The sequence below is a fragment of the Bacillus sp. ISL-7 genome (assembly GCF_018613065.1).
This window is the reverse complement of sequence record NZ_JAGGQW010000065.1, coordinates 20,027-29,250: the sequence shown is the minus strand read 5'-3', so window position 1 is coordinate 29,250 and position 9,224 is coordinate 20,027. Positions and strand designations below refer to the sequence as shown.

Here is a 9,224-nt window from a genome sequence, read left to right as displayed (position 1 = left end):
TGATTCTAGTTTATCGTTTACAATGGGTTATTAGTGATAGCCAAATGTTCTTTTTCTCCAATCCAATCGCTTGTAATTTTTTCTCCTTCTCCGTTTTTACCTGTCATTTCAAAAATTGGGCTTACTTGTAAATTTTCTTCATTTACTGTTTTTACGTTATTTGAACAACCAGTTACAAGTAGCAAAATACAAAAAATAATTATAGGTAAAAATCTCAAAGCTTTCGCCCCTCCTTGCAATTATGGGTTTATAACGGGTCTACATTTTAAACTTCTCTGGTTTCATATTTTCAAATCGAAACAAAAGGGTATATATAAGGTATCCTAAAACAGCTCCTATTACATTACAAATCACATCATCAATATCCACCGAACGCCAAAGAACTATTCCAGATATTAGTTCAAAAAACTGAATACATTCAATACAAATGGACATAAACAAACCAAGTAATACAACATTTTTAAAGCTATTAAATTTATTAAATAATATTGGTGCGCAAAAACCTAAAGGCATTAGTAATAAAATATTACCACCTATATTTTTGGCAATTAATTCAATCATAAATTCAACATCACCATCATAAGCAGTACCAATTTGACTAAAATATCTGAAGATGGATACAAGTGGTATAAAATTTAATGAACGATATTCGTTTTGAATATTAGGATTATGTCCAATTATTATTGGAAATAAAGTTACAGCAACAACCATACTTAAGTATAAAACAAATAAAAATTTAATAACTTCCCTCATCCAATTTACTGGTTTTTTATCTTTATTTGTAATCCTGGCTAAGATACACGAAGCTAAATAACATATAACTACAAAAACAATTAAAATCCTTCCATTAAGAAGTAACATTGAATCACTGCTCTCATATCTGTTTGATTTTTAAAAGTCTATTTTTCCTACCATATTTCATTTGAGCCGAAAACCAAATTATTAGTAAGATTGCACTGATCATAAATAAACTTATTGGTAATAAATAATACCAATCAGGAAAGTAATTATGGACAATCACAAAATTCCCAACCGTAAATTCTTCCGTTACACGGAACCCTTTTGTTATTAAGTTATCTTTCTGTTTTGCATCTAGAGGAAATAAAAATTCAGCATTTTTATAATCTAAATGAGAATATTGATTAACGACTATGCCTTTCTCTTTATGAAAAATTGCCAGATCTTCAAAGGTATGAAATTTTTTATTAAATTCTTTAATAGAATTTGCTATTTTTTTTATATCCTTATTTGAAAGGTCTTTATTATCAATAAACTGATTTATAAAATTATCCCGGGCATTTTGATATTTTATTTTTACTGAATTAGATATATATAACCCACTTAATCCTAATATTAAAAACAAAATAAAAGTATAAAATAGACCCTTAATTTTATAATTAAAACCAAAAATTTCATCCTTATCCCTCCAATTTCCATATTAAGTAATATTCTTCGTGGATTCTACAAAACCTTTAAATACATCCATTTATCGGTAAAAAAAATAACCATCATCATGATGGTCTTTTGAGATGTTTTTTATATCGCCAGTTACACCGATTGATATTCAATAATCTGGCCCTAAAATAAAGAAAGAGCACAATTCTTACTGCAGAATTGCGCCCTTTTATGGAATAACTAAGATATGTCTCAATCCTAAAATCACTTAATTGTTCTTCCACTAACGCGCCCGATTATGCAACAAGACAAAATATATATGGGATTCATTCCAAGGACCAATCGCCAAAAACGCCGTACAGCCAATCCTAGGCTGTCAATTTCACCTAGAAATGTTTACGACGTTCAATGGATTGATTCTTAAATTTTAGCCGGTTTACAAGTTTTATTCCTTAGCAAATTCCCTTACTATGAAAAGATTCTGAGCTAGTGGAATAATCATTTTGATATTTATTCTAATTCGCTTTTCTTGCTGAATAAAATGGCAGTAGACTAAATTTCAATTCCTGGTCTATCCCATTTTGAGGAGGAAAAGTATGTTAAATTACGTATTTCCCAAGTTATCCTCTGATCATATGATGTCAATTATACGAAATGGACTAGAAAAAACCAAAATACCCAAAATACCCAAGAAGATCATTATTATTGGTGCAGGTATGGCAGGACTGGTCTCAGCCTCTCTGCTTAAGCAGGCCGGCCACAATGTAACGGTCATTGAAGCAACTGATAGGGTGGGAGGACGGATATATACATTAAGGGGGGATTTTAGGGATGAGCAGTATCTTGAAGCTGGTGCGATGCGTATTCCCAGTACGCATTTATTGACTTTGGAATATATAAAAAAATTCCAGCTCCCTGTTAATAAGTTTATCAATTCGACTCCTGCCGATATTATCTATGTAAAAGGGGTTAAAGCACGATTAAAGGCGTACGAACAGAACCCTCAAATATTACGCTTTCCCGTTTTCCCGCATGAAAAAGGGAAAACAGCTAAAGAGTTGATTCAATCAGCGATAAAACCGGTTACCGATTTTATTAACCAGAACCCCAGAAGAAATTGGCTTTGGGTCATTCGGGAATTGGATAAATACTCGATGGATACTTATTTAAGATACAATCCATTCGGAGTCACATTATCTCCCGGAGCCATCGAAATGATTAAAGTCATGCTTACACTGGAAGGACTTATTGAGCTTTCATTTTTGGAACTATTTCGTGAACTGTTAATCCCTGATATTTTTTATGAAATAACAGGAGGTAATGACCTGCTTCCTAAAGCATTTACCAATCAATTGAAAGATAATATTTATTACGGACAAAATGTAAAAAGAATTGTACAGCACGACAATCAAGTAACCGTTCATTCTGTCCATCGAATCTTAGAACCTTTTCAAATTACTGGAGATCTTGCGATTGTGACAATTCCTTTTTCAGTACTGCAATTTGTAGAAATTGAGCCTCGTGATTCATTTTCCGAAAATAAATGGAAGGCTATTCGGGAACTAAAATATGCAGAGTCTACGAAGACAGGGATCCAGTTTAAAAACAGGTTCTGGGAGAAACAAGGTTTGTATGGCGGGCAAACTGTTACTGACCTCCCGATTAAATATGTTCAGTACCCCAGCCACGGCCTCGGTACACAAGGAACAGGTGTCATTTTAGGCAGTTATACATGGGAAGATGATGCGATACCATGGGATAGTTTGAATCAGGATAGTCGCTTGGAATTTGTTTTAAAAAATTTAGCAGAGATCCACGGTAAACAGGTCTATAGTGATTTTCAAGGAGGAACGAGCCACAGTTGGGTTCGATATCCGTATTCTGCTGGAGCATTTACGCTGTTTAAACCCGAACAGGTAAAAGAGTTAACCCCTTATATTTCCACACCCGAAGGAAGAGTACATTTTGCAGGCGAACATGCCTCAACTACTCACGGTTGGATCCAAGGAGCAATCGAATCCGGAATACATGCTGCATATGAAGTGAATGACTTGCCAAAAACTTACTTTGAATCTTAATTGTGGTCCATGTGTCGCTCAGTAAAAAACAACTGCCCTCCAATTGTTAGTCTCTCAACTGGCAATTGGAGGTCATTCCATATGGGAAGCGAAACTTTAGTTACTTAATTTTGTTAAAAATGAAATTTTTTAACATTAGTCCCATGGAAACTCCATATGCCAAAGAGCTAATTAAATGACTATAATAACTACTCACTGGTCTTATAGAATAGTTTTTCCCTCAATAGACATAGTGAAAAGAAGTTCCCATAAAAACCACATAAATAGACTGATTACACCACAGATCAGGAGAACATATCTGTGCCCCCATTTTCTAAGTGCAAGATAAATCATAGCTCCTAACATAGAACCAATCCCAAAATTTATTATCAAACCCATTAATTCAGTTGGCCTATCCTTAACGGTAATCATTAGGCTGTTTAATTGGTATAAAGTGTACTTCTTATCGTAACCTGAACGAAGTAATATCCATGAGGTAATTTCTCCTACAAGTGTTGAAACAGCGCCTATCACTCCTGCTATTACAACCTTATCATCATCCAAACTTTTAACTTCCATTTTTATCCCCATTTCAATGCATCTTTTGTTTATGTGGTACCCAAATAGTGACACGTTATTCATGATTCATCACTCACTGTTAGTGACTTCTCGGTCTCCATAATGCCTGGATAGCAGTGATAGTGTCACCTTCACGCTTTTAGTAAGTAACTAACCTACAAGCCTTAAAGGCTTGAGTGTTGCCTTAAGGTTAAGACAAGGGGCGGCTGCTTACAAAGGAGAGAAAGCCCCGCATGGCGTCTGTCAACGGTACCAGACCAGAGGGAGGATAAGGAGTTGACAGAATTGCTTATGCAATCGATAAGGGAAACCCAGGAGTTCAGAAAAGAATTAGCTACCACTTCAAAAAAAGGCTTCTTTGCACGACTGTTCGGAAAGTAGGTGTTAAGAAGGAACAAAATGATTTTGAGAAAAGGACGGGGTAGAGAAAATATCCAGGTCCTTTTCTTTTGCCTTGTCATTTTATCGGTGCTCCCGGAGCATGCAAAAAGACTGCAATCCTTACTAAAGAAAAGCGCCCGACTACGGAAGATATTTTATTGGATGTTGGTGCACTTTTCCCCCTAAATCCCCCTTTAATGAAACAAGAATGCTCTGAATTTATAGAATAAATTTTAAATTATTTACAAATGTTAAAACTATCTATTTTTTAAAAGGGGGAACTGTAATGATTACTAACGAAGAAATAATGCAAAAAAACGAAGAAATAATGCAAAAATCTGATGCATTGAATAATCTAATCTTAACCAAATGGATTAAACAAGAGTTCCTTACATTTGAATGGTTTTTTACGCTGTTTGTAGTGCTTGTTTGTTATTTATTATTTTTTTATCTTGTAGACAAAAAACGAATAGTGGAGATTTTGTTATATGGTTCTTTGGTGGCAGTGGCATATGTAGTTTACGATTCAATTGGAATGTTTTTTGGTTTTTGGGCAGTAAAAATTGCTATATCTCCTGTTTATCCGAATTTTTTCGGAAGTAGCTTAACGGTTGCACCATTAATTGCTATGATTTTATACCAGTACAAGTCTCCTTGGGATAGTTTTTTGCGTTGGAGCATACTGTTTTCAGGGTTATTGATAATTGGATATTATGGCTTCTTACTATCCAAGATGGGAATTTTTGTTTACTTAAAGCCTTATGCAAAAATAATTGACCTTTGTTCTTTTTTATCTGTTATTATTGTCCCTCGTGGAATTATGATCTTACTTCTGAAAAAAGAAGCACAAAAGGGAAATATAAGCGCGGAAAATTCATTATCAAAGCTTATATACAAACAGATTCAAAGAAATAATAATTAAAATAGTCAGTGCGCCTTATAAAACGGCTTTTTAGTTTTAAGTTCAATTCTTCACAATATTCACATTAACAAACATCCAGTTTTTTTAAAAAGTCTTATTCAAGAAAATAGCCCGATTGCTGAATATCATGGATGGGGTTTTAAATAACTTTACAAACAACATCCTTATTGTCATTCAACAATTACAACACCCACCCAGAACAGGTCCTTTTAGATTTTAATGAAATTCAACATTAATTTTTAACATGCCTTTTTATTTAATCATACGTTTGATTAAAGCAGGAAAAATTTTGATATATCATTGAAAGAAAAATTTAGCCATGAATGCCTTAGCACGAGCTATTTTTTTCGGTAAACATGGAGAATTTAGAGAAAGAGCATTGCAGGATCAGCTTCAACGTGCCAGTGCGCTTAATATCATCATCAACGCTATTAGTGTTTGGAATACAGTATATTTGGCGAAAGCAGCCGAATATAAAAAGGAAATAGGTCAGTTTAACGAAGCTCTCTTGAGTCATATTTCACCTTTAGGGTGGGAACACATAAATTTCTTAGGAGAATACAATTTTGATAATGAACAAGTGACTAATTTAAGTTTATTAAGGCCTTTAAACCTTTAAACAATGGAAGCCGGAAACCTCTTAGCATGCAGGAATCCGGCTTTTTATTGTAAAAAATTGTCTTAGCGTGCGAAATCCGCATTTTGTTGGCGGTACCCCATGCCCATCAAGCTAATACCTAAAAATATTTAAGTTGAGCTGTTTCCACAAGCCAGTCTTCTATGCAACTGAATAAAGGCATGCCAAATAAACCTTTAACAAGTCATTTTTTAACAGCTATGCTGCTTTCTTGTGACACACTGTATAATGGTAGACAACACCCAAAATATCAAAGACTGTCTTTTTCTCATAACGGTGGGACTTTCGCGCGTTTTTCTGTAGGAGGATAAATAGGCGAAGCAGGATCTTTGATAATTCTTGGGTACTTTTTTGTATAGCCTGAAATAGAAGAGGAAAGTAATCCTTGATGATATAAATCGCTTTGTACTCACTAAGTTCCCTTTTCTTCTTATCGAGGAGTAATTGCCGCATTTGAAACATAGTGGAAGAACAAAGAAGTATGCCAATCAATTGACCATAGAGATGGCATTCTAATCGCTCTCGTTTGATTTCTTTACAATGGTCAATTTTAAAGAAGGATTTCCATGTTTTAAACAGTAATTCAATCTGCCAACGTAGGGAGTAAAGATCGTGAATGTGTCCCGTCGGGACTTCTTCAGCAGGAAGATTCGAAATATAAACGTTCATCGCACTTAAACGCTTACTTCGTTCTTTCATGACAATGCCCTTCTTCTTCTCTTTTAGCGCCTGGTTTTCCCAACGTTTCCGTGTTTGTTCTTCTGTCAATCGATGTAGGACCACTCGAGTTGGAAGCTTTTGATACAATCCGATATAGGCTTTGTGAATTTCATGGGTTTGTCCTGGTTGTCGCTGTAACATGAGATCTTCCATGTCTAATTGAATATACTCCGACTGTTTTTTCATTCTCCCATCCTTAAAATATTCTGGATTAGGATTCTTCTGATAAATTCGGGTGTTTAATTTTAAGCGAGAGATATAATACGCTCCTTTCTCATCCATTTGATGGAGATCTTCCAGGTCAAAATATCCTAAGTCGCGTATACATAAGTCACCTGTTTGTACCGTTTGTAAGCAAGTGGAACCGTAGGTTCTATCATTTTGTTTACCTGGGCCAGAGTGAACATGCAGGAATTGGCCACTGAGAAGATCGTATTCCAATTGGATCTTTACGCCAGCTGTATGGCTACTCCCGCCAGATCCTTGATAGGTAGAGGCAAAAACATCTGGAAGTTGAAAAGTCGTAGAATCCAAAATTCGTATACGCTGAAATTGAGAAGCATAACGATGAGAAATAGCCTGAGAAGTTTGCATCTTCTGAGTAAGCAATGAAGTGAATACGTTTTGTAGGAGCCTGACAGCCGAAGGATTAAATCGCTGATTGAGTCCTTCTGGACTCATTAATACACCCGTTGAAGATTCTAGACAGCTACATAGCTGAGTCAAGGAAGTATTCGCTACCTTTTGGCTTAACCACACGCACAACGCCACTAAATCTTTAGCTTGATACTTACTAGTTCTTTGAACAAAACCTACCTCTTTGGCCAATTGTTTAAGTACATAAGGAGACAAAGATTGTTGTAATTCCAGCGAAAAGAGGTTCAGTTCATCTGAAACATCTCGGCACATAAAATACACCATCCTTTCCATCATATTACAGAAAGGATAGCGCTTTTTTCGTGTAGGGGGTTAATTATTTGCCTTAGCTTGATGGGCATGGGGTACCACCAGTAAAACGCGAATTTACAACGTTAAGGAAATTCCAAAATAAAAAGCCCAATTTCTCAATTTTAATGCAGAAATTGGGCTTTTTCGTTACTCCATAAAAGCGCCGCCCCAAATTGGACCTCCAAGAATTGTAAATAAGCCAGAAATTGAAAATAAACTACCGGCCACTCTTTCGCTGATCCCAGAGTGTATCATAAATGATGTTTGGAAAAGGATTGGGATAAGATAAGCCAATCCAATTAAAAAGTAAATAATACCTATCCTAAGGATTTTTCGGTTTTTGTAAGCATGAGCGACTCCTTGATTCCTATCATCTTTGTTAGTCACACTCTTTCCTGGTTCTTTCAATACGATCCATGAGAGTAGTGTGAATAAAATAGAGGTAATGGAAAAAATTATCCAAATAGCCCTCCATTCCCATACAGGAAAATACCTAATCAAATAGGTGGTCATGAGACCACTAAGAAGCATTCCTGAACCCACCCCACTTAATAAGACACCGAGTACTAATCCCTTTTTCTTTTGGAATTGGATGACTAGTAAAGACATTATGGGGGAAAAGGCTAAAGCACTTCCTGCCCCGCAAAAAAACATAATAAGCATGTATAGATAAAAGGAGTTCGAGAATGAAAGAAAAAGGAAGCTAACTGTGACGAGAAAGCCACCTGCCATAATGACTTGTTTCATTCCAAACTTGAGTGCTAATAACCCAGCTAAGGGGGATATTGCAAGAAAGCCAAGCGAGATCGTTGTTGCTAATAATCCTGCCTGTGTGTAGTTCATATTTAAGTCGGCTTGCATAAAAGGCAGTAACACACCATAAGCCAATCTTGCAAAGCCGGTAGTCGAAATAACCAACAAGAAACCCGCAATAAGTTGTGACCACATAGACCATTTTTTATGTGCTAGAATATAAATCCCCCCTGAATAAAAAACCAATCGGTCTCTTTTTGTTCAAAAAAAAGAATAAAAAATAGAATTAGAAAAGAATAGCATTTATCTGCATGATGACCATGTCTAAATATCGCTTATCCTTATACAATCTGCTAAGGGCCAATGCACCTTCCATGGAAGAGAGAATGAATACGGTCATCTGTTCAGAATCAACATTCATGTTAATTTCATTTTGACCCTGACCAAATTCAATCAAATTCTTGAACATCTTTATTAAGCCATCAAAACCTTCCTTAATTGCATCTTCAATCAAAATTTCTGAATCATCTGCTTCAATGGCTGCATTCATTAAGGGACAGCCACCCACTAAGATATCATTGTTGTTCAAAGTCATAAAAATAGAAGCAAAAGCCTGAAATTGTTCGTTTGCAGTTTCCTTGGATTTGATAGCTTGTAAATAATTTTCTTTTAGATGATTAAAAAGTATGAAAACGAAGCTTTGGCCAATTCGTCCTTACTATCAAAATGTCTATATATTCCTCCTTTTTTTAATCCTGTTACCTCTATTATTTTAGAGATAGAATTGGATATTTTTTAAACGCAAAGAGTTTAATGTACCACTGTTCCGTAT

The 9,224-nt window shown here is 35.4% G+C and carries 10 protein-coding genes and 1 pseudogene; 3 read left to right on the top strand and 8 right to left on the bottom strand.

The window, feature by feature from the left end:
• Nucleotides 1–17 precede the first annotated feature (17 nt).
• From J7E66_RS25200 to J7E66_RS25190, 3 genes are read right to left on the bottom strand one after another with little or no spacing between them, the layout of a single operon-like run.
• Nucleotides 18–218, bottom strand: coding sequence for a hypothetical protein (locus tag J7E66_RS25200; RefSeq protein ID WP_215004999.1), 201 nt, complete (start codon nucleotides 216–218; stop codon nucleotides 18–20).
• A 40-nt stretch (nucleotides 219–258) separates the two neighbouring features.
• Nucleotides 259–861 carry a VanZ family protein gene (locus J7E66_RS25195; RefSeq protein WP_215004996.1) on the bottom strand — a complete coding sequence of 201 codons (603 nt, stop codon included), beginning with the start codon at nucleotides 859–861 and terminating at the stop codon, nucleotides 259–261.
• A 13-nt stretch (nucleotides 862–874) separates the two neighbouring features.
• The gene (locus tag J7E66_RS25190) at nucleotides 875–1,363 is read right to left on the bottom strand and encodes a hypothetical protein (RefSeq protein WP_215004993.1); all 489 of its coding nucleotides are present in this window, start codon (nucleotides 1,361–1,363) and stop codon (nucleotides 875–877) included.
• Nucleotides 1,364–1,991: 628 nt separating this feature from the next.
• Here J7E66_RS25190 and J7E66_RS25185 point away from each other — a divergent pair.
• Nucleotides 1,992–3,473, top strand: coding sequence for a flavin monoamine oxidase family protein (locus tag J7E66_RS25185; protein WP_215004990.1), 1,482 nt, complete (start codon nucleotides 1,992–1,994; stop codon nucleotides 3,471–3,473).
• A 201-nt stretch (nucleotides 3,474–3,674) separates the two neighbouring features.
• Here the strand turns inward: J7E66_RS25185 and J7E66_RS25180 are convergent, their stop codons facing one another.
• Complete coding sequence (locus tag J7E66_RS25180) at nucleotides 3,675–4,094, bottom strand: hypothetical protein (protein WP_215004987.1); 420 nt, start codon at nucleotides 4,092–4,094, stop codon at nucleotides 3,675–3,677.
• A 604-nt stretch (nucleotides 4,095–4,698) separates the two neighbouring features.
• Here J7E66_RS25180 and J7E66_RS25175 point away from each other — a divergent pair.
• Complete coding sequence (locus tag J7E66_RS25175) at nucleotides 4,699–5,334, top strand: hypothetical protein (protein ID WP_215004984.1); 636 nt, start codon at nucleotides 4,699–4,701, stop codon at nucleotides 5,332–5,334.
• Between the two features lie 307 nt (nucleotides 5,335–5,641).
• A pseudogene (locus J7E66_RS25170) lies at nucleotides 5,642–5,953 on the top strand (Tn3 family transposase); the annotation flags it as partial.
• Nucleotides 5,954–6,169: 216 nt separating this feature from the next.
• On the opposite strand, the gene J7E66_RS25165 reads toward J7E66_RS25170, so the two are convergent.
• From J7E66_RS25165 to J7E66_RS32980, 4 genes are all read right to left on the bottom strand, one after another.
• Nucleotides 6,170–7,600, bottom strand: a complete 1,431-nt coding sequence (locus tag J7E66_RS25165; protein WP_215004981.1) for an IS4 family transposase — start codon at nucleotides 7,598–7,600, stop codon at nucleotides 6,170–6,172.
• Nucleotides 7,601–7,786: 186 nt separating this feature from the next.
• Nucleotides 7,787–8,557: an MFS transporter gene (locus J7E66_RS25160; RefSeq protein ID WP_215004979.1), complete on the bottom strand. Its 771-nt coding sequence runs from the start codon at nucleotides 8,555–8,557 to the stop codon at nucleotides 7,787–7,789.
• A gap of 121 nt (nucleotides 8,558–8,678) precedes the next feature.
• Complete coding sequence (locus tag J7E66_RS25155) at nucleotides 8,679–9,041, bottom strand: TetR family transcriptional regulator C-terminal domain-containing protein (RefSeq protein WP_374103887.1); 363 nt, start codon at nucleotides 9,039–9,041, stop codon at nucleotides 8,679–8,681.
• Between the two features lie 20 nt (nucleotides 9,042–9,061).
• Complete coding sequence (locus tag J7E66_RS32980) at nucleotides 9,062–9,163, bottom strand: TetR family transcriptional regulator (protein ID WP_374103886.1); 102 nt, start codon at nucleotides 9,161–9,163, stop codon at nucleotides 9,062–9,064.
• Between the last annotated feature and the right edge of the window lie 61 nt (nucleotides 9,164–9,224).